Genomic DNA, 19,540 nt, shown 5'->3' with positions numbered 1-19,540 from the left:
CACTCGCCGCACATGCCGTCTACCGACTCTTTTCCTTCTTCGCTGCTGCTGACTCTGGCCTTTGCCGCCGCACTGGCACTGCAGCTGCTGCTCAAGCTCTGGCTCAGCACCCGCCAGGTACGCCATGTGGCGATGCACCGGGGCGCCGTGCCCGCGCCGTTTGCGCAACGCATCTCCCTGGCTGCGCACCAGAAGGCCGCCGACTACACCCTGGCCAAGGCCCGGCTGGGCTTGCTGCACCTGGCGCTCTCCACGGTGATGCTGCTGGGCTGGACCTTGCTGGGCGGCCTGGATGCGCTGCACCAATTGCTGCTGACCCAGCTGGGAACCGGTTTGGCACAGCAGCTGGCGGTGCTGGCCGGTTTCGCCCTGATTTCCGGCCTGCTGGAGTTGCCGCTGTCCTACTACCAGACCTTTGTGCTGGAACAGCGCTTTGGCTTCAACCAGATGACACCGCGCCTGTGGCTGGCGGATCTGCTCAAGTCCACGCTGGTCGGCGCCCTGATCGGCCTGCCGCTGGCTGCGGCCGTGCTGTGGCTGATGCTGGCCACCGGCAGCCTGTGGTGGCTCTGGGCCTGGTGCCTGTGGACGGGGTTCAACGTGCTGCTGATGTGGATCTTCCCCAGCTTCATCGCCCCGCTGTTCAACAAATTCGAACCGCTGGCCGATGAATCGCTCAAGGCCCGGGTCACGGCGCTGATGCAGCGCTGCGGCTTTGCGGCCAAGGGCCTGTTCGTGATGGACGGCAGCCGCCGCTCTGCCCATGCCAACGCCTACTTCACCGGCTTTGGCTCGTCCAAGCGCGTGGTGTTCTACGACACCCTGCTCAAGCAGCTCGACGGCGACGAAGTGGAAGCCGTGCTGGCCCACGAACTGGGCCACTTCAAGCACAAGCACATCGCCAAGCGCATGGTGCTGATGTTCGCACTCAGCCTGGCCGGTTTTGCGCTGCTGGGCTGGCTGTCGCAGCAAGCCTGGTTCTACAGCGGTCTGGGCGTGCTGCCCAGCGTGCAGCTGGCCATGGGCATGCCCCAGGGGAACGACAACGCCGTGGCGCTGCTGCTGTTTCTGCTGGCCCTGCCGGTGTTCACCTTTTTTGTCTCGCCCCTGGTGGCCATGGGCTCGCGCCGCGATGAATTCCAGGCCGACGCCTATGCCATGACCCAGGCCGACGGCTCGGCCCTGGCCAGTGCACTGCTGAAGCTGTACGAGGACAATGCCTCCACGCTCACGCCCGACCCGGTGTACGCGAAGTTCTATTACTCCCACCCTCCGGCGCTGGAGCGGCTGGCACGCATGCCGGCTCCGGCCCACTCTGCAGGAGCCGCCGCATGACCACGCCTTCCCAGCTGCAGCCCGTCGATTGGTCCCGCCTGCCCCGCCGCCACGCCATTTCCGCCGCCGATGCCGCCCAGCGCCTGGTGCGCCACCCGGGCTGGGCCATCGAGGGCGAAGGTGCAGGCACCGCCCTGGCCAAGACCTACCACTTTGCGAACTATTTTCAGACCCTGGCCTTCGTCAATGCCCTGGCCTGGATCGCCCACCAGCAGGACCACCACCCCAGCCTGCAGGTGGACTACGGCCGCTGCACCGTGCGCTGGAACACGCACGATGCCGGCGGCCTGTCCGACACCGACTTTGACTGCGCCCAGCGCACCGACACCCTGGTAAGCACCCTGTGAGCAAACGCCGATCCGCCCCTCCCGCCTCCAGCGCGGGCAATGCCCCCCAAGAAGGCCTGGTGGTTGGCAGCCATGGCCGCCACTGCGTGGTCGAAACGGCCGACGGCCACCGCCGCATCTGCCACCCGCGCGGCAAGAAGAGCCAGGCCGTCGTGGGCGACCGTGTGCTGTGGCTGGCCCCGCCGCCCGGCCAGGGCGAAGAAGGCACGATCGAGAAGGTGCTGGAGCGCCGCAACCTGCTGTACCGCCGCGACGAAATCCGCACCAAGATGTTTGCCGCCAACATCGACCAGGTGCTGATCCTGATCGCGGCCGAACCCGTTTTTTCCGAAAGCCAGCTGGCGCGTGCGCTGATCGCGGCCGAGGACGCACACATCCAGCCCATCATTGCGCTGAACAAGAGCGACCTGGAAGAGCCCTTCTTCGACGCCTGGATGCGCCTGTCCGCCTACCGTGCCATCCAGGACGAAGACGGCAGCGACCACTACCCCGTGATTCCGCTGAACCTGACCAGCGACGACCCCGATCAGCGCGAAGCGCTGATGGACCTGTTCGCCGGCAAGAGCACCCTGGTGCTGGGCCCGTCCGGCTCCGGCAAGAGCACGCTGATCAACCTGCTGGTGCCCGGTGCCAATGTGGCCACCAACGAGATCTCGCAGGCCCTGAACTCCGGCAAGCACACCACCACCACCACCACCTGGTACTGGATGGACGAGGCGCGCAGCACCGCGCTGATCGACTCGCCCGGTTTTCAGGAGTTCGGTCTGTACCACATCGCCCCCACCGACCTGCCGCGCTGCATGCCCGACATCGGCGCCAAGGCGCAGGAATGCAAGTTCTACAACTGCACCCACCTGCACGAACCCGGTTGCGCCGTGATGGCCGAAGTGGACAACGAGGGCAGCCCGCACCACATTGACGCGAACCGCTACCGCATCTACAGCGAGCTGTTCGAGGAACTGAGCCAGTCACCCTGGCGTTGAGCCTGCCCGGCTCCGGGCAGATGCAGGCACAGAAGGCCGGCGACGCAGGCTTCAGCGCCCCAGATACATGGTGCATAGGCGCCGGCAGCAAGGCTGCATGCGCGCCACTCAGCCCAGCAGGCGCGCCAGGGTCAGCAGGGCGAGCAGCAGCATCCAGACGACGACCGAACGCCACACCAGCCCCACCACACTGCGCAGATGGCTGACCTCGGCCGCACGGCCGGGGGTGGAACTGGACCCCTCCTCATCGTCATACAAGGGGCCGGTGGCCAGCTCTTCGCGCTGGCGCAGCGCCTCGCCCCCCAACTGCACATTGATGGCGCCGGCAGTGGCGGCCAGGATCACACCATCGTTATCATGTGGAAAGCGCTGGGCGTAGTAGCGCCAGCCGTCAATCGCCTCTTCAAAGCTGCCCACAATGGCAAAGCCCAGGGCCGTCACGCGGGCCGGCAGCCAGTCCATGGCCTGCCAGGCGGCGCGCGCAGCCTGCTGCAGGCGCTCGCTGACCGGAGGCGCCCCGGCAATCGACCGGCGCGACCAGTAGCGCGACAGGTATTCCGCCGTGCGGTAGACCACCGCACCGGCCGGGCCCAGACCCAGCATGGACAGCACCACAAACCACAGCAGCACGCCAAACACATGGCGGTGGGCGCAGATCACCGAATACTCGACCACATGGCGCACGACTTCGCTGCGCGGCAGCTCGCTGGCGTCCACCTGTTGCCAGTCGGCCAGCGCTTCGCGTGCGGCGTGTTCGTCCCCGGCCTCCAGCGCATCGCGGATGCGGGTGAAATGGTGGCTGAACTGGCGGAAGCCCAGCGTGGTGTAGAGGATGGCCACATTCCACACCATGGCTGCAGGCCAGCCGATGAAGTAGTCCAGCAACCAGTAGATGCCCGCCGCCAGCGCCGCCGGCACGATGGCCGCCAGCGCCCAGGCGACCCAGCCATGGTGTGCCTGGCCCGCATCGAAGTTGCGTCGCACTGACACCGTCCAGGCCCGCAGGCCGGCGTGCACCGGGTTGCTGCGGGAGAGCGGGCGCGCCTGCTCCAGCAGCAGGGCAATCAGGATGGCGAAAAAACTCATCCCCCCATAATACCGGCTGCAGGTAAAGCGCTGCTCAGGCCGTCAGCCTGGCGACGATTTTCATGCCAGCGGCACCTGCATGAAGCGGTAGAAATTGCGCAGCATGCCCGCCGTGGCGCCCCAAATGTAATGCTGGCGGGCGCCGTTCTGGTAGGGCATGGCAAACCATTCACGCTGCATGCCGTTCCACTCGTAGCTGTGGCGCTCGTGGTGGGCGGGGTCCAGCACAAAACGCAGCGGCACTTCAAAAATATCCGCCACCTCATAGGGATTGGGCCGCAGCGGCGCCGCCGGGTCCACCAGCGCCACCACCGGCGTAACCTGAAAACCGGTGCCGGTGGCATACACCGGCAGACAGCCCAGCACCTGGACGTAGGCCGCATTCAGCCCCACTTCCTCATGGGCCTCGCGCAGCGCGGTGGCCACCGCATCCACATCCTCCGGATCACGTTTGCCTCCAGGAAAAGCCACCTGGCCCGAATGGGTGGACAGATGCGTGGTGCGCTCGGTCAGCAGCACCGTCAGTTCCTCGCGCAGCACCAGCGGCAGCAGCACGGCGGCCTGGGTGGGAGGACGGTCGGAGAAACGCGGCTCACGCCGCAGCTCGGGCTCCCACTGCACAGCCGCCGCAAAGCGCTGGCGCAGCGCCGCTTCCGTCTGCCAGGCCAGCGGCACCGCCGGCAGATGGGCATCCACCCCCACCAGAGGGGCATGGCGCGGATCGAATGCAGGAGGCAGGCGACCTGGGGTCCCTGTCGGTGCAGTGCCACCCGTGGGGGCCGGCGCGGGTGCGGAAGAGGCAGTGGACATGGCGGGCGGTGCAGAGCGGTGCAGGCAAGCGGAGTACGCAGACAAGGGGTACGCAGCAGGCATAAAAAAAGCCGCCACAGCGAACTGTAGCGGCTTTTCCGGTCAAGCTCCGGTCGCGTGGATGACCTGGCCACCGCAGCGGCCAAGCCCCACACGTTCGCGCTTTACGCGGCTGCGACGGCAGCCTTGTTGACGCGCTGGGGCAGCTTTTCCTTGATGCGAGCCGACTTGCCGCTGCGTTCACGCAGGTAGTACAGCTTGGCACGGCGCACGTCACCGCGGCGCTTGACTTCGATGCCGGCGATCAGAGGGGAGTAGGTTTGGAACGTACGTTCCACGCCTTCGCCGCTGGAGATCTTGCGCACGGTGAAGCCGCTGTTCAGGCCGCGATTGCGCTTGGCAATCACCACGCCTTCGTAGGCCTGCACGCGCTTGCGGCTGCCTTCGACCACGTTCACGCTCACGATGACGGTGTCACCAGGGGCGAAAGCGGGGATGGTCTTGTTCAGACGGGCGATTTCCTCTTGCTCGAGGGTCTGGATCAGGTTCATGGTTGCATCCACTCGATCGTGTCCGCGCCAGAATTGGCAAGCGCCGGGATTGGCGCTATAGGCTGCATTCAAACCGATGCAGCGGCCGGATAGAGGATCGAAGAACCAGCCATTATAGCGGGGACGCGATTTTTGCCAAATAGGCTTCGTCTTTGGCGTTCAACAGACCCTTGCTGCGTGCCTGGGCAATCAGCTCCGGCCGGTGGGCGGCCGTGATGCGCAGGCGCTGGTCGCGGCGCCAGCGCTCGATCTGGGCATGGTGTCCGCTCAGCAGCGCGGCCGGCACCTCCTGCCCATGCCACTGCTCCGGCCGGGTGTAGTGCGGGCAGTCCAGCAGACCATCCAGCGCCGGGTTGAAACTGTCTTGCTGAAAACTGCCTTCGTCATTCAGCACCCCGGGCTGCAGGCGGGCAATGCTGTCGAGCAGCACCATGGCCGCCAGCTCGCCACCGGACAGCACAAAGTCACCCAGGCTGATCTGGTGCGTGACATGGGTGTCGATAAAACGCTGGTCAATGCCTTCATAGCGGCCGCACAGCAGCACGGCACCTTGGCTCCCGGCCCAGTCGGCCACCGCCGCGTGCTTGAGCGTGGCGCCGATGGGCGAAAACAGCACCAGCGGCGCGGGCTGCGTGGCTTCCTGCGCCTGCTCCGCCACACGCGCGGCGCGGATGGCGTCCAGGCAGTGCTGCAGCGGCTCGGCCAGCATCACCATGCCGGGCCCGCCACCGAAGGGGCGGTCGTCCACACGGCGGTAGTTGCCCTGGGCGTAGTCCCGCGGATTCCACAGATGCACCGCCACCTGCCCCGAAGCGTAGGCGCGCCGTGTGACCCCACTCTCCAGGAACGGGGCGAACATTTCGGGAAACAGGGTAATGATGTCAAAACGCATGGTGCCATGGCGCAAGCAGCGCCCCAGTTCGCAGCCGATCAGTAGTCCAGCTGCCAGTCCACCAGAATGCTCTTGCCAGCCAGGTCGACCTTGTCCACATAGGCGTCGACAAAGGGAATCATGCGCTCACGCTCCTTGCCGCCTTCGTCATAGGCCAGCACCAGCGTGGTCTGCGGACCGGTGGCCAGCAGATCCTTGACCACACCCATGGCCACACCTTCGCGGTTGACCACGGACAGTCCCAGCAGGTCCACCCAGTAGAACTCGCCTTCGTCGGCCGCCGGAAAGGCCGTGCGCGAGACAAAGATGCGCGCGCCGCGCAGGGTCTCGGCCGCATTGCGGTCTCCCACGGCTGCCGCGGTGGCCACGATGGAATCCGAGTGCGTGCGCGCCTGCTTCACGGGCAACAGCACGGTGCCGGTGAAATGCTTGGCGCCTTTTTCGGCCGGCAGCAAATACCAGTTCTTGGCCGTGAGCAGCACTTCGGCGTCACTGCTGTAGGAGATGACCTTGAACCAGCCCTTGATGCCCCAGGCATCGGCAATGCGGCCCACTTCCACGGCGTCGGCAGGCAGGGTGGTCACTTCAAGTTCGGGCATCTGGCTCATGGCAGTCACTGACAGGTTTGCACACAGAGAAAACAAAAAAACGGGCTCCGTCAGACTGGCCGACGGAACCCGTTTTAAGGAAAGTGCTGATTAAGCAGCAGCCTTGGCGGCAGCTTGCTTGATCAGGCGTTCCACGGTGTCGGAAGCCTGAGCACCAACGCTCTTCCAGTAAGTCACGCGGTCCAGCGCCACGCGCAGGCCTTCTTCAGCGCCACGGGCGCTGGGGTTGTAGAAACCCAGACGCTCGATGAACGAACCGTCGCGACGCACGCGCTTGTCGGCGGCAACGATGGTGTAGAAAGGGCGAGCCTTGGAGCCGCCGCGGGACAGACGAATAACGACCATGATTAATCCTTCGGGTGGTATAGGCAGCTTGCGCTGCCACATTTTTTGCTCCGTTTGAGACACGCGACATAGCCACCCGGCCAGCGACACGCAGCAAAGTTCGCGATTATAGCGGCTTCTGTGCAAGCTGCCTACACCCCTCGCAATCACGGGCGCTGGTCCAGTGCCGTCCGGCCGCATTCCGCCCCTGCAGGCCACGGCATGCAGCCACCCGGCCAGTGCCCGGCGGCAGTCCATGGCGTAGTCCCTAGCTGGTCGCGGCGGCCAGGGACCCGAATAATCCCTGCATGCGCAAGAACAAGACCGTCGCCGCCTGGCTGGCCTTTCTGGGTGGCCCGCTGGGCCTGCACCGCTTCTACCTGCACGGCCTGGGCGATCTGCCCGGCTGGCTGCTGCCCATCCCCACCGCGCTGGGCCTGTACGGCATCCAGCGCATGCAGCAGCTGGGCCAGGACGACCAGCTCAGCTGGGTGCTGATTCCGCTGCTGGGCTTCACCATCGCCGGCTGCGCGCTGAAGGCCATTCTGTACGGCCTGGCCACGCCCGAGCGCTGGAATGCGCTCCACAACCCCTCGGCCGCACCCGATGCCGCACCCGGCCGTACCGGCTGGCCCACGATTTTTGCCATTGCCGCAGCACTGATGGTGGGGGCCGCCGTGTTGATGGCCAGCCTGGCCTACAGCTTCCAGCACTACTTCGAGTACCAGATCGAAGAAGCGCGCAAGATCTCCCAATAGCGCAAAGCCCCACCGGCAGCCTCTCTGCGGCGGCCCGTTGCTATCCAAAATCGAAGCAACCCAGGCTTGCCGGGCCGTCCGATACGACTGAAAACAGCCAGAACGCTTTGGACACTGCGCACCCGCAGGACCGGTTTTCAGAAGCCCCAGGGGTCTGTGGCCTGGATGCACACACCCAAATAAGAATAAGAACTATTTTCTAGAATAGAAAAATTCCTGACCGCCGCCGCTGCCGCCCATGTCCTCCTCCCCCCTGTTGCACAGTGCCCTCGACAACTACCGCTCCCTGGTGAGATTTGTCGCCCGCAGGATGAGCGACCGGCAAGAGGCCCATGACCTGGTGCATGACGCCTGGGTGCGCGCTGCCGAGAGCCAGCCCACGCTCTCGCAGGAGTTGCACACCCCCTCCTCGCGCGCCTACCTGTATGCCGTGGCGGAAAACCTGGTGATTGACCATTACCGCCGCCGCAAGCGCCAGCAGGATGCGCTGCAGGGCGTGGCACTGTGGCAGCCCGCGCAGACCGACGATGTGAAAGACACCCACAGCCTGCGCCAGGCCATTGCGGCCGTGGACCATGCGCTGGCCGACCTGCCCCCTCGCTGCCGTGCCATCTTTCTGGCCGACCGGCTCGATGGCACCCCCCAGACCGACATTGCCGCGCAGCACGGCACCTCCGTCAAGACAGTGGAGCGCGAAGTGCAGCGCGCCATGGACGCCATCGAGCAGGCATTGCACCGCTGGCGCGGCGACCCCGCTCCGGCCGCACGCAAGGGCCGGCGGCGGACGCTGGGAGCCCTGCTGTCGCTGGCGGGCATCGGCGTGGGCGGCTCCAGCGCCTGGCTGGCATGGCGCCAGTGGGTACCGTCCTGGCAGCTGACCCTCAGCGCCGCCCAGCACCAGCCGCTGCTGCAAGCCCTGCCAGACGGCAGCAGCCTGACACTGGATGCACAGAGCCTGGCCGACGTGGCCTTCTACGCCCACCAGCGCCACGTGCAGCTGCACCGCGGCACCGCCTTTTTCAACGTACAGCGCGATGCACAGCGGGCCTTCATTGTGGATGCGGGCAATGCCCGCATCACCGTGCTGGGCACCCGCTTCGAGGTGGCCCTGGAAGATGCGCACACCGTGCGCGTCACCGTGGAGCAAGGCCATGTGCAAGTGGCCCAGCGGGACGGCGCGGCAGAACGCCAGGCCGTGGAGCTGCACGACGGCGAAACCCTGCGCTGGACGGCGGGCCACGCCCCCCAGCGCAGCCAACCCGGCGGCGAGGTTGCCACCTGGCGCAACGGCTGGCTGGAACTGGACAACCTTCCGCTGGAAGCCGCCATCCAGCGCATCAGCCGCTATTGCGCCCAGCCCGTGCGGGTGGAGCCTTCTGCGGCGCAGTTGCGGGTGTTTGGGCGCGTACAGATCAGCCACGCCGCCGACTGGGTGCAGCTGCTGCCCGCCATGCTGCCCGTACAGCTGCGGGCCGAGCAAGCCCGCGGGCAGGCGTGGATCGTCATCACCCGGTCTTGAGGCTTTTTCCAGGAGGCTGCTGCTTTTCTTTGAGGGATTTGCAGCGCGAGTGCGTTGTACCGCATGAGATCTGCCGCAGCACGTCCCGTGGACTGCGGGTTGCAGATCGAGGATTCCGGCACGCCATTTCCGACGAAGACCGGAAAACGAAGCACTCTCATTTCTCTTTCCGTTATGCCCGACCGCTCTTTCGCCCCCCATCCCCCCGCCAGGCTGCGCCTGCTGGCCGCCGCGGCCCTGGTGGCCATGGCAAGCGCCCCTGTCCACGCCCAGCCGGCGCCCGTCTCTACCGCCGCCCCGGCACCTATCGCCTTCCAGATCCCGGCACAGGCGCTGGACAGTGCCCTGGCCCAGCTGGCCCGCACCGCCCAATTGCAGCTGATGGCCTCTCCGGCGCTGCTGCAAGGCCGCAAGACCGCGGGTGTGCAGGGCACGCTCAGCCCCCAGGCTGCCGCGCAGCAGCTGTTGCAAGGCAGTGGCTTGAACGCCCGCATCAGCGGCAACACGCTGCTGATCACCGCCGCCACCGGCGAGACAGCGCTGCAGGATGTGACCGTGCGCAGCCGTGCGGACGGACTGCCCGAAGCCTATGCCGGCGGCCAGATCGCGCGCGGCGGCAGCCTGGGCGTGCTGGGCACGAATGACGTGATGGATACACCTTTCAGCGTGGTCAACTTCACATCCGAGCTGCTGGAGAACCAGCAAGCCCGCACGCTGGCCGATGTGGTGGTCAACGACGCCTCGGTGCGCTCGCTCACGGCCTCGGGGGGCTTTGGGGATTCGTTCCAGATCCGCGGCTTCAATGTCGCGAACGGAGAGACCTTTGTGAACAACTTCGGCGGCCTGGCCGCCACCACCACCATCCCCGTAGAAATGGTGGAACGGGTCGAGCTGCTCAAGGGCCCGGGCGCATTGGCACGCGGCGTAGGGCCCGACGGCAGCATTGGCGGCAGCATCAACCTGGTGACCAAGCGCGCCGGCGATACCCCCCTGACCCGGCTGACCACCACCTACACCAGCCAGGCCCAGTTGAGCACCCACCTGGACGTGGGTCGCCGCTATGGCGAGGACAAGGCCTGGGGCATTCGCGTGAACGGCGTGCTGCGCGGCGGCGAAGGCAATATCGACGGTGGCCGCCAGAAGATGGGCATGGGCTCGCTGGGGCTGGACTACCGCTCCAGCCGCCTGCGCTGGTCGCTGGATGCCCTAGCCCTGCACGACGACACCCGGGAATTTCGCCCCCAGGCCATGGTGCTCTTCGGCCCCGGCGGCTACAGCGACACGCGGCTGCCCGCCCCTCCCGACGGCCGCCTGAACTTCTACCCCGGCACGTCCGTCGACTCCACCAACAAGATGGTGACCAGCCGGCTGGAGTATGACCTGACCGACCGCCTGACCCTGATGGCCGGCGTGGGCTACAACCACTTTCGCGTGAACCAGAATTTCCCGTCGGGCAACCTTCTGGATTCCAGCGGCCGCATGCTGGTGGGCAACTCCATCTACGACGATGCCCGGGAAACCACCACCGCCGACCTGGGGGTGAAGACCAGTTTCCGCACCGGCGCCGTCGACCACCGTGTCGCCCTGGTCGCCAACTGGCTGGACCGTGACAGCGGTTACTACTACGACGGCACTCTGCCTTCCACCAGCTCCACGATCTACGAACCCTTGCCCATCGTCGATGGCAGCCACGGCAAGCCCGTCAAGGACAGCAACCTGCGCCAGCAGGGCCTGGCACTGACCGATTCGCTGGCCATGCTGGACGACCGCCTGCTGCTGACCTTCGGTCTGCGCCACCAGCGCATCAAGACCCACACCCCCTACAGCCAGACGCAGACCTCGGCGAACTCGCCGCTGGCGGGCATCGTCATCAAACCCGTGGAGCACCTGGCGCTGTACGTCAACTACACCGCCGGTCTGACCGATGGGGGCACAGCACCGGTGGGCGTGAGCAATGCCTTCCAGACCATGTCACCTTTCAAATCCAAGCAGCTGGAGGCCGGCGTCAAGGTGGACTGGGGCAATATGGTCACGCAGGCTGCCGTGTTCCAGATCAAAAAGCCCAGCGGCTATACCGACCCGGTCAGCAATGTCTACAGCTACGCGGGCGAGCAACGCAACCGCGGCCTGGAGCTGTCCACCTATGGCGAGCTGCAGCGTGGTATGCGCCTGATGGCCAGCTTGGCCTTCACCCAGGCCAAGCTCACCCGCATCGAAGACCTCAGCGTGCAAGGCAACAACGCCCCGAATGTGGCGCGCCGCACGGTGAGCGTGGCCGCAGACTGGGATGTGCCGGGCGTGCAGGGCCTGAGCCTGAACGGGCGCGCGCTGTATGTCTCGTCCGTCCACCTGGACAACGCCAACACCTTGCGCGTGCCCGGCTGGACGCGCCTGGACTTCGGCGCCCGCTACGCCATGCAGGTGGCCGGCAAGCCGGTGGTGCTGCGCGCCAACATCGAGAACCTGGCCAACCGCCGCTACTGGCTGACCACCACCGTGTCCTCGAGCTACTCCTACGCCATGGTCAGCGCGCCGCGCACCTTCACGCTGTCTGCGGCCATCGACTTCTGACACCCGTCAGAGGCTCTCTCTGGCCCTGCGCTGCCGCCCCCACCGGCCGCGCAGGGCCTTCGCGCTCCTTCTTTTCTTGAGCTGCCATGCAAAACACAACCATCAAGACCTGGGCCTGGGTGCACAAATGGAGCAGCCTGGTCTGCACCGTCTTCATGCTGCTGCTGTGCCTGACCGGCCTGCCCCTGATCTTCCACCACGAGATCGGCCACCTGCTGGGTACCGAGGTCGAAGCCCCGGCCATGCCAGCCGATACCCCACGCGCCAACCTGGACGACGTGCTGGCCGTGGCCCGCGCCCAGTACCCCGACCGGGTGGTGCAGTTCGCCTCCCCCGGTGAGGACGACTACAACCTGTGGTTTGTCACCATGACACCCACGCCCGAGCCCACCACGGACTTTCGCAGCGTGGTGGTCGATGCCCGCACCGCCGCGCTGCTGGCCGAGCCCCGCTTTGACCAGGGCTTCATGTGGATCATGTTCAAGCTGCATGTGGACCTGTTCGCAGGCCTGGCCGGCAAGCTGTTCCTGGGCTTCATGGGCTTGCTGCTGCTGGTGGCCATCGTCAGCGGCACCGTGCTGTACGCCCCCTTCATGCGCAAGCTGCAGTTCGGCAGCGTGCGCCGCGAGCGCCAGACGCATGTGAAATGGCTGGACCTGCACAACCTGCTGGGCATCGTCACCCTGGTGTGGCTGCTGGTGGTGGGCGCCACCGGCGTCATCAACACCTGGGCGGACCTGGTCATCAAATACTGGCAGCACGACCAGCTCACCAGCATCCTGCAGCCCTACCAGGGCCAGCCCCTGGTGCCCGCCGCGCAGCGAGCCCAGTTGCAACCCGCGCTGGAAGCGGCCCAGCGCCAGGTGCCGGACAGCCGGCTGTTCTTTGTGGCCTTCCCCGGCACCAGCCACTCCAGCCCCCACCACTACACCTTCTTTCTCAAGGGCAACGAGCCCCTGACCTCCAAGCTGCTGTGGCCGGTGCTGGTCGATGCCCGCACCGCCGAGGTGACCGCCGCCCCGTCCATGCCCTGGTATGTGAAGACCCTGCTGCTGTCCCAGCCTCTGCACTTTGGCGACTACGGCGGGCGGCCTATGCAGATTCTGTGGGCGCTGCTGGACATCGCCTCCATCATCGTGCTGGGCAGTGGCCTGTACCTGTGGCTGCGCAAGCGCAAGACAGCGCCCAGGAACACGGCTCCCGCAGCATCCACCGCGACCCCGGACAGCGCAGAAAGTGCCGCATGACGCAACCTCTCAAGTACCGCCACTTTGTCTTTCTCTGGGCCTGGCCCATCGCTCTGGGGCTGCTGACCGCGATAGGCCTCGTCGCGGCCCTGTTCAGCGATGATGGCTGGGGTGACCACCTGGCCGCACTGTGCCTGGGCATCCCGGTGCTGGTCGGCTTGTGGTTCGGCTGGCTGCGCCGCCAGACACCACGCCGCACCGATCCCAAATAGCGGCCCTTGCGCATAGAAAAAGAGAAAAGAGAAAAAGAGAAACAAAAAAAGGACTTCCAGGCATTGCTGCCCGGAAGTCCTTTTTTTTTCATACGCAGCTGCAGCTATCCGCTGCGGCTTTATCAGTACAACTGCAGGCTGACCCAGTAGGCGATGGCGGCCACGAAGGCGCTGGCCGGGATGGTCAGAATCCAGGCCCAGACGATGTTGCCGGCCACGCCCCAGCGCACCGCGCTCATGCGCTGGGTGGAGCCCACGCCGACGATGGCGCCGGTGATGGTGTGGGTGGTGGACACAGGAACGCCCAGGAAGGTGGCGAAGAACAGCGTCATCGCACCGCCGGTTTCGGCACAGAAACCGCCCACGGGCTTGAGCTTGGTGATCTTCTGGCCCATGGTCTTCACAATGCGCCAGCCACCAAACATCGTGCCCAGGCCGATGGCCAGGTAGCAGCTGATGATCGTCCACAGCGGCGGCGAAGCTTCGCCTGCCGTGGAGTAGCCGGTGGCGATCAGCAGCAGCCAGATGATGCCGATGGTCTTTTGCGCATCGTTGCCGCCGTGGCCCAGCGAATAGGCACCGGCCGACACCAGCTGCAGACGGCGGAACCACTTGTCCACCTTGTTGGGACGGGTGCGGCGGCAGATCCAGGCGACCGCCACCATCATCAGCGAGCCGAACAGAAAGCCCAGCAGCGGCGAGATGAAGATGAAGGCCACGATCTTCAGGATGCCGCCGGCGATCAGCACGCTGGAGCCGGCCTTGGCAATGGCGGCACCCACGATGCCGCCGATCAGCGCGTGCGACGAGCTGGACGGAATGCCGTAGTACCAGGTGATGACGTTCCAGACAATGGCCCCGGCCAGCGCACCGAACACCACATGGGTGTCGACAATGTCCGGCTGGACAATACCCTTGCCCACCGTGGCCGCCACGCTCAGGTGGAAGACAAAGATGGCGACAAAGTTGAAGAAGGCGGCAAACACCACGGCCTGCGTGGGTTTGAGCACGCCGGTGGAGACAACGGTCGCAATCGAGTTCGCCGCATCATGAAACCCGTTCATGAAGTCGAACACCAGCGCCATCGCCACCAGCAGAATCACCACCCACAGGGCGGCTTGTACGGTTTCCATGGTGGAGAGCTCCTGCGTGCTTAGGAGTTCTCGAGGACGATGCCCTCAATGATGTTGGCCACGTCTTCGCACTTGTCGGTGACGGTTTCCAGCAACTCGTAGATGGCCTTGAGCTTGATCACTTCACGCACATCGGGCTCTTCACGGAACAGCTTGCTCATGGCGGCGCGCAGCACGCGGTCGGCATCGCCTTCCAGGCGGTCGATCTCTTCGCAGGTCTTGAGTGCGGCTTCGGCCGTGCTCTGGTCGGCGATGCGGTCCAGCAGCTTGACGGCGTCGCGCACGCGTTCGCAGCACTTCACGCTCAGGTCCGTCAGGCGGTGGATTTCGGCCGTCATGTGGCGCACGTCGTACAGCGCCATCGATTCGGCACAGTCCTGCAGCAGGTCGGCCACATCGTCCATCGTGTTGATCAGCGTGTGGATGTGCTCGCGATCGATGGGGGTGATGAAGGTCTGGTGCAGGGTCTTGTTGACCTCGTGCGTCACGCGATCGGCAGCGCGCTCGGCGTTGTCCACGTCCTGGTTGTACTTGTCGCGCAGGTGTTCATCGCCATAGTTGGCGACCAGCTGGGAAAAGGCACGTCCGGCCTCCACAATGCGCTCCGCATGCTGGTTGAACATTTCGAAAAAATTGCCCTCGCGCGGCAAAAGCTTGCCAAACAGCATCAATGGCTCCTCATGACTGACAGATGCCAGTCACCCGGATGGCAGCTGGCGCGAAATTTCGGCGAAGTGTAACCGCCGGGTAATCGGGCCTGGCTGCCGGCCTTCTGTGCCGTCAGCCTGCGGTGCCCTTTTCCATGGGCGCCGGCAGGCCATCGCAGTACGTTTTTCGTGTGACGTGCACATGTCGGTACTGTCGATAGGCGGCAATTTTTACCCAAACCGCCTGGGGTTCGCAGGCAGTAGGGCATCACCCCCTCCTGCGTAGGGACGACTCACTTCCGTTGGCAGGCCGTGTTTTCAGAGGGGCGGGCGCCAGCGCGGGCGGCAGAAAATAAATCTGCGCAAAATGTTGCGCCGCAGCGACAAAGGCCTCGCCGTGCGGCCATCCGCCACATTCACTCCTAATAAAGGAGCTATTTATTCTTTTATGACATGGATATGACGATGTTTTTATATCAAAAACAAATATGGATATGCATGTATAGCTATGTTTTTAATAGCAATTGTCTTATGCACCATCAGCACTGCAGTGCATTTCCCCGCACAGAGGGCTGCAGGGTGCCAGTTACCAACCGGTTTCATGCCCTTGCCAGGGCCACCCCACCCCGCTGCTGCCACTCCGGCCGGCAGCAGGGGCTGGGTGCTTACTCGCCCAGGTAGGCAGCGCGCACGCGCGGGTCGTCCAGCAGGGTCTTGCCCTCGCCTTCCATGGTGATGTTGCCGGACTCCATCACATAGCCACGGTTGGCCAGTGCCAGCGCACGGCTGGCGTTCTGCTCCACCAGCACGATGGTCATGCCCTGGGCGTGCACATCGGCCACCACCTCGAAGATCTTGTCCACCATGATGGGGGACAGGCCCATGGATGGCTCGTCCAGCAGCAGCAGCTTGGGGTGGCCCATCAACGCGCGCGCCATGGCCAGCATCTGCTGCTCGCCGCCGGACATGGTGCCGGCCAGCTGGTCGCGGCGTTCCTTCAGGCGCGGGAACAGCACGAACATGCGCTCGATGTCGGCCGCGATCTGCGCCTTGTCGTTCTTGGTATACGCCCCCATCAGCAGGTTTTCCGTGATGGTCATGCGGGCGAACACGCCACGCCCTTCGGGCACCATGATCAGGCCTTCCTTGACCAGATCCCAGGCACCGCGCCCCTGCACGCTCCTGCCCAGGTAGCTGATCTCGCCGCCATTGGCATTCAGCGTGCGGGTGATGGCCTTCATGGTGGTGGTCTTGCCGGCACCGTTGGAGCCGATCAGCGAGACCAGCTCGCCCTGCCGCACCTCGAAGTCCACACCCTTGACGGCCTGGATCCCCCCGTAGGACACCTTCAGGCCCTTGACCTGCAGCAGCACCTCCCCGGTGCGCTGTGTTGCTTGCTCTGCCATGCTCAATGCCCTCCGGTGCCCAGATAGGCCTCGATCACTTTGTCGTTCTTCTGCACTTCGGCCGGCGTGCCTTCGGCAATCTGCTTGCCGTAGTCCAGCACCGTCACGCGGTCGCACAGGCCCATCACCAGCTTCACATCGTGCTCAATCAGCAAGATGGTGCGGTTGTCCTTGCGGATGCGGTCGATCAGCTCGCGCAGCTGCACCTTCTCGGTGGCATTCATGCCGGCAGCCGGCTCGTCCAGTGCAATCAGCTGTGGGTCGGTGGCCAGTGCGCGGGCGATTTCCAGGCGCCGCTGGTCGCCGTACGACAGCGTGCGCGCCTTGAAGTCGGCGTACTTGGCAATGCCCACGTACTCCAGCAGCTCCTGGGCACGCTGGCGGATGGCGGCTTCCTCGGCCTTGAAGCCGGGGGTGCGCAGCACGGCGCCGATCAGACCGGAATGGGTGCGCACATGCCGCCCCACCATCACGTTCTCCAGGGCCGTCATTTCGGCAAACAGACGGATGTTCTGGAAGGTGCGGGCGATGCCGGCCTTGGCCACCTTGTGCACGGCCGTGGGCTCGTACGGGTCACCCGCCAGCGAAAAGCTGCCGCTGTCCGGCGTGTACAGACCGGTGATCACATTGAAGAACGTGGTCTTGCCGGCCCCGTTGGGGCCGATCAGTCCGTAGACCTGACCGCGGCGGATGGTCACGCCGACATCGCTCAAGGCCTGCAGGCCGCCGAATCGCTTGGAAATGCCCGCGACCTTCAACACCACATCGGCGTCGGCAGCGGCGGGGGCCGTGGTGGCTGTCATTGCTTCAACTCCTTGCATGGCGCTCATCCCTTTTGCGCCAGGCTCTTGCCGTGTTCCGGGGTCGGCCACAGGCCGCGCGGACGCAACAGCATCACGACGATCATGGCCAGTGCGATCAGCAACTGGCGCAGGATGGCGGCGTCCAGGCGGCCGCCGGTCAACTCCTGCAGCGGGCCTGCCACATAGCGCAGCACCTCCGGCAGCGAAGCCAGCAGCACGGCGCCCAGGATCACGCCGGGGATATGGCCCAGACCACCCAGCACCACCATGGCCACAATCATCACGGACTCCATCAGGCTGAAGGATTCCGGCGACACAAAGCCCTGGAAGCCGGCAAACATGGCGCCCGAGACGCCGCCGAAGGTGGCGCCCATGCCAAAGGCCAGCAGCTTCATGTTGCGCACATTGATGCCCATGGCTTTGGCAGCGATCTCGTCTTCGCGGATCGCCATCCAGGCGCGGCCGATGCGCGAATCCTGCAGGCGATAGCAGATCACCACCGTGATCAGCACCAGCACCAGGAACAGGTAGTAGTACATGGTCACCGAGCTGATGTCGAAACCGAAAATCTCCTGGCGCTTGGCCAGGTCGACACCGAACACCTGGATCGAGTCGATCTGGCTCAGGCCCTTGGGACCGTTGGTGATGTTCACCGGATGGTCCAGGTTGTTCATGAAGATGCGGATGATTTCACCGAAACCCAGCGTCACGATGGCCAGGTAGTCGCCGCGCAGCTTCAGCACCGGAATCCCCAGCAGCACCCCGGTACAGGCCGCCAGCAGCGCTGCCAGCGGAATCACCAGCCAGATGCTGGAGTGCAGCCCGTCCGGGAACATGGACTGGAACCAGCCGAAGGTCTCGGACAGATGGGGCGACGCCATCAGGCCGAACATATAGGCGCCCACGGCGTAGAACGCCACATAGCCCAGGTCCAGCAGGCCGGCATAGCCCACGACGATGTTCAGCCCCAGGGCCAGCATCACATACAGCAGCGCCAGGTCGGCGATACGCACCCAGGCGTTGCCGAAGTACTGCAGCACCAGGGGCAGCACCAGCAGCACAATGCCCCACAGCGCCCATTGCACGGTTTTCTTGGATTGCATGTTGCGTTCCCTCTCTTATGCGCGGTCCGCCACACGCTCACCCATCAGGCCCGAAGGGCGCAGGGTCAGAATGATGATCAGCACGATGAACGCAAAAATGTCGGTGTAGTGGCTGCCCAGCACACCGCCGGTGAGCTGGCCGATGTAGCCCGAGCCGATGGATTCGATCAGGCCCAGCAGGATGCCGCCGATCACGGCGCCGGCCAGGTTGCCGATGCCGCCGAACACCGCCGCCGTGAAGGCCTTCAGACCGGGCAGGAAGCCCATGGTGTGCTGCACCGTGCCGTAGTTGGAGGCCCACATGATGCCGGCGATGGCCGCCAGCACGGCACCGATGATGAAGGTGGCGGAAATCACCATGTCCGGGCGCACGCCCATCAGGGCCGCGACGCGCGGATTCTCGGCCGTGGCGCGCATGGCGCGGCCCAGGCGGGTGTAGTTGACCAGGTAGACCAGCGTGGCCAGGGACACGGCCGTCACGGCAAGGATCAGTATCTGCGTGGGCGTGATCACGGCACCGGCGATCTCATAGGGATCGGGCGACAGCAACACCGGGTAGGCCTTGGGATTGGGCTTCCAGATGATCATGGCCAGAGCCTGCAGCAGGATGGACACGCCGATGGCGGTGATCAGTGGCGCCAGACGCGGGCTGTTGCGCAGCGGGCGGTAAGCGATCTTTTCGATACAAAAGTTCAGGCAGGCCGCCACCACGCAGGCGATGACCGTGGCCAGCAGCAGGATCACCCAGCCCGGTGCGCCGGGCATGGCCTCCTGCATCAGGCCGATACAACTCCAACTCGTCAACGCGCCCACCATCAGCACTTCGCCGTGGGCAAAGTTGATGAGCTGAATGATGCCGTACACCATGGTGTAGCCCAGGGCTATCAAGGCGTACATGCTGCCGAGGACCAGACCATTGATGATCTGCTGCAGCAAGATATCCATATGTCGCTTCCCTTCAAGGTGGCAGGTTTCCAGACAAACCACCCGTTGGTCCACCCAGCCCCGCGCACGCCTTTTTCCAGTAGCAAAAAACCCGCCAGAAAGATTTCGGGCGGGCTGCCGGAAAAAGCAATGGCAGCACGTTATGGACTTGGTCAGCTCCCCAAAATGGGGGTTACCCTTGCCATTGCGGTGCACCGCCGTGCCGGGACAGCAGGCGTGCAAGGCCGCCCATCCATGCACAGCATGCAATGAAAGTGTTT

At 65.0% G+C, this 19,540-nt stretch carries 21 protein-coding genes; 9 read left to right on the top strand and 12 right to left on the bottom strand.

All coding sequences use genetic code 11. The annotated features are described in order from the left end of the window. The first annotated feature begins 12 nt into the window (after positions 1-12). From CT3_RS04720 to rsgA, 3 genes are read left to right on the top strand one after another with little or no spacing between them, the layout of a single operon-like run. Positions 13-1,335, top strand: a complete 1,323-nt coding sequence (locus CT3_RS04720; protein WP_066539656.1) for a M48 family metallopeptidase — start codon at positions 13-15, stop codon at positions 1,333-1,335. Further along, entirely contained in the window at positions 1,332-1,682 is a 351-nt protein-coding gene (locus CT3_RS04715) for a 4a-hydroxytetrahydrobiopterin dehydratase (RefSeq protein ID WP_066539658.1), read from the top strand. Before CT3_RS04720 ends, CT3_RS04715 begins: the two co-directional genes overlap by 4 nt. After that, a complete protein-coding gene (gene rsgA, locus CT3_RS04710) occupies positions 1,679-2,665 on the top strand; it encodes a ribosome small subunit-dependent GTPase A (RefSeq protein ID WP_066539659.1) in 987 nt (328 codons plus the stop codon). The genes CT3_RS04715 and rsgA overlap by 4 nt, the downstream gene beginning before the upstream one ends. A 108-nt stretch (positions 2,666-2,773) precedes the next feature. Here rsgA and CT3_RS04705 read toward each other — a convergent pair whose 3' ends face one another. From CT3_RS04705 to rpsP, 6 genes are all read right to left on the bottom strand, one after another. Continuing rightward, positions 2,774-3,751 carry a CobD/CbiB family protein gene (locus tag CT3_RS04705; protein ID WP_066539661.1) on the bottom strand — a complete coding sequence of 326 codons (978 nt, stop codon included), beginning with the start codon at positions 3,749-3,751 and terminating at the stop codon, positions 2,774-2,776. A gap of 60 nt (positions 3,752-3,811) precedes the next feature. After that, positions 3,812-4,561, bottom strand: coding sequence for a CoA pyrophosphatase (locus CT3_RS04700; RefSeq protein WP_066539662.1), 750 nt, complete (start codon positions 4,559-4,561; stop codon positions 3,812-3,814). 164 nt (positions 4,562-4,725) lie between these two features. Next, the gene (gene rplS / locus CT3_RS04695; protein WP_066539666.1) at positions 4,726-5,112 is read right to left on the bottom strand and encodes a 50S ribosomal protein L19; all 387 of its coding nucleotides are present in this window, start codon (positions 5,110-5,112) and stop codon (positions 4,726-4,728) included. 112 nt (positions 5,113-5,224) lie between these two features. Then, positions 5,225-6,004 (bottom strand): tRNA (guanosine(37)-N1)-methyltransferase TrmD, encoded by a 780-nt coding sequence (gene trmD, locus CT3_RS04690; protein WP_066539863.1) that lies wholly within the window; start codon positions 6,002-6,004, stop codon positions 5,225-5,227. A gap of 38 nt (positions 6,005-6,042) precedes the next feature. Next, a complete protein-coding gene (rimM, locus tag CT3_RS04685; protein ID WP_066539672.1) occupies positions 6,043-6,612 on the bottom strand; it encodes a ribosome maturation factor RimM in 570 nt (189 codons plus the stop codon). 90 nt (positions 6,613-6,702) lie between these two features. Further along, on the bottom strand, positions 6,703-6,957 hold the full coding sequence (rpsP, locus tag CT3_RS04680; RefSeq protein WP_066539673.1) for a 30S ribosomal protein S16: 255 nt from the start codon (positions 6,955-6,957) through the stop codon (positions 6,703-6,705). Between the two features lie 287 nt (positions 6,958-7,244). Between rpsP and CT3_RS04675 the strand changes: the two genes are divergently transcribed. The 5 genes from CT3_RS04675 to CT3_RS04655 all read left to right on the top strand — a co-directional run bounded on the left by CT3_RS04675 (position 7,245) and on the right by CT3_RS04655 (position 13,243). Further along, positions 7,245-7,694: a TM2 domain-containing protein gene (locus CT3_RS04675; protein WP_066539679.1), complete on the top strand. Its 450-nt coding sequence runs from the start codon at positions 7,245-7,247 to the stop codon at positions 7,692-7,694. Between the two features lie 238 nt (positions 7,695-7,932). After that, complete coding sequence (locus tag CT3_RS04670) at positions 7,933-9,213, top strand: sigma-70 family RNA polymerase sigma factor (protein WP_066539680.1); 1,281 nt, start codon at positions 7,933-7,935, stop codon at positions 9,211-9,213. Positions 9,214-9,387: 174 nt separating this feature from the next. Beyond that, positions 9,388-11,784, top strand: a complete 2,397-nt coding sequence (locus CT3_RS04665) for a TonB-dependent receptor (protein WP_066539681.1) — start codon at positions 9,388-9,390, stop codon at positions 11,782-11,784. Between the two features lie 86 nt (positions 11,785-11,870). Next, positions 11,871-13,031 carry a PepSY-associated TM helix domain-containing protein gene (locus CT3_RS04660; protein WP_066539682.1) on the top strand — a complete coding sequence of 387 codons (1,161 nt, stop codon included), beginning with the start codon at positions 11,871-11,873 and terminating at the stop codon, positions 13,029-13,031. Further along, positions 13,028-13,243 carry a hypothetical protein gene (locus CT3_RS04655; RefSeq protein ID WP_066539684.1) on the top strand — a complete coding sequence of 72 codons (216 nt, stop codon included), beginning with the start codon at positions 13,028-13,030 and terminating at the stop codon, positions 13,241-13,243. Before CT3_RS04660 ends, CT3_RS04655 begins: the two co-directional genes overlap by 4 nt. A gap of 122 nt (positions 13,244-13,365) precedes the next feature. Here CT3_RS04655 and CT3_RS04650 read toward each other — a convergent pair whose 3' ends face one another. The 6 genes from CT3_RS04650 to CT3_RS04625 form a co-directional block, all read right to left on the bottom strand. Further along, entirely contained in the window at positions 13,366-14,376 is a 1,011-nt protein-coding gene (locus tag CT3_RS04650; protein ID WP_066539686.1) for an inorganic phosphate transporter, read from the bottom strand. Positions 14,377-14,396: 20 nt separating this feature from the next. After that, positions 14,397-15,044, bottom strand: a complete 648-nt coding sequence (locus tag CT3_RS04645; RefSeq protein WP_066539688.1) for a DUF47 domain-containing protein — start codon at positions 15,042-15,044, stop codon at positions 14,397-14,399. Between the two features lie 644 nt (positions 15,045-15,688). After that, positions 15,689-16,429, bottom strand: coding sequence for an ABC transporter ATP-binding protein (locus CT3_RS04640; protein ID WP_066539690.1), 741 nt, complete (start codon positions 16,427-16,429; stop codon positions 15,689-15,691). A 2-nt stretch (positions 16,430-16,431) separates the two neighbouring features. Next, on the bottom strand, positions 16,432-17,232 hold the full coding sequence (locus CT3_RS04635) for an ABC transporter ATP-binding protein (protein WP_066539692.1): 801 nt from the start codon (positions 17,230-17,232) through the stop codon (positions 16,432-16,434). Positions 17,233-17,255: 23 nt separating this feature from the next. Then, positions 17,256-18,335: an ABC transporter permease subunit gene (locus CT3_RS04630; RefSeq protein ID WP_066539694.1), complete on the bottom strand. Its 1,080-nt coding sequence runs from the start codon at positions 18,333-18,335 to the stop codon at positions 17,256-17,258. Between the two features lie 15 nt (positions 18,336-18,350). Beyond that, on the bottom strand, positions 18,351-19,280 hold the full coding sequence (locus CT3_RS04625; protein WP_066539696.1) for a branched-chain amino acid ABC transporter permease: 930 nt from the start codon (positions 19,278-19,280) through the stop codon (positions 18,351-18,353). On the opposite strand from CT3_RS04625, the gene CT3_RS04620 reads away from it, so the two are divergent. Continuing rightward, entirely contained in the window at positions 19,281-19,532 is a 252-nt protein-coding gene (locus tag CT3_RS04620; RefSeq protein WP_127446182.1) for a hypothetical protein, read from the top strand. The last annotated feature ends 8 nt before the right edge of the window (positions 19,533-19,540 follow it).

The sequence above is a fragment of the Comamonas terrigena NBRC 13299 genome, assembly GCF_006740045.1.
Classification (GTDB): Bacteria; Pseudomonadota; Gammaproteobacteria; order Burkholderiales; family Burkholderiaceae_C; genus Comamonas; species Comamonas terrigena.
This window is presented reverse-complemented; position numbering and strand designations above follow the sequence as displayed.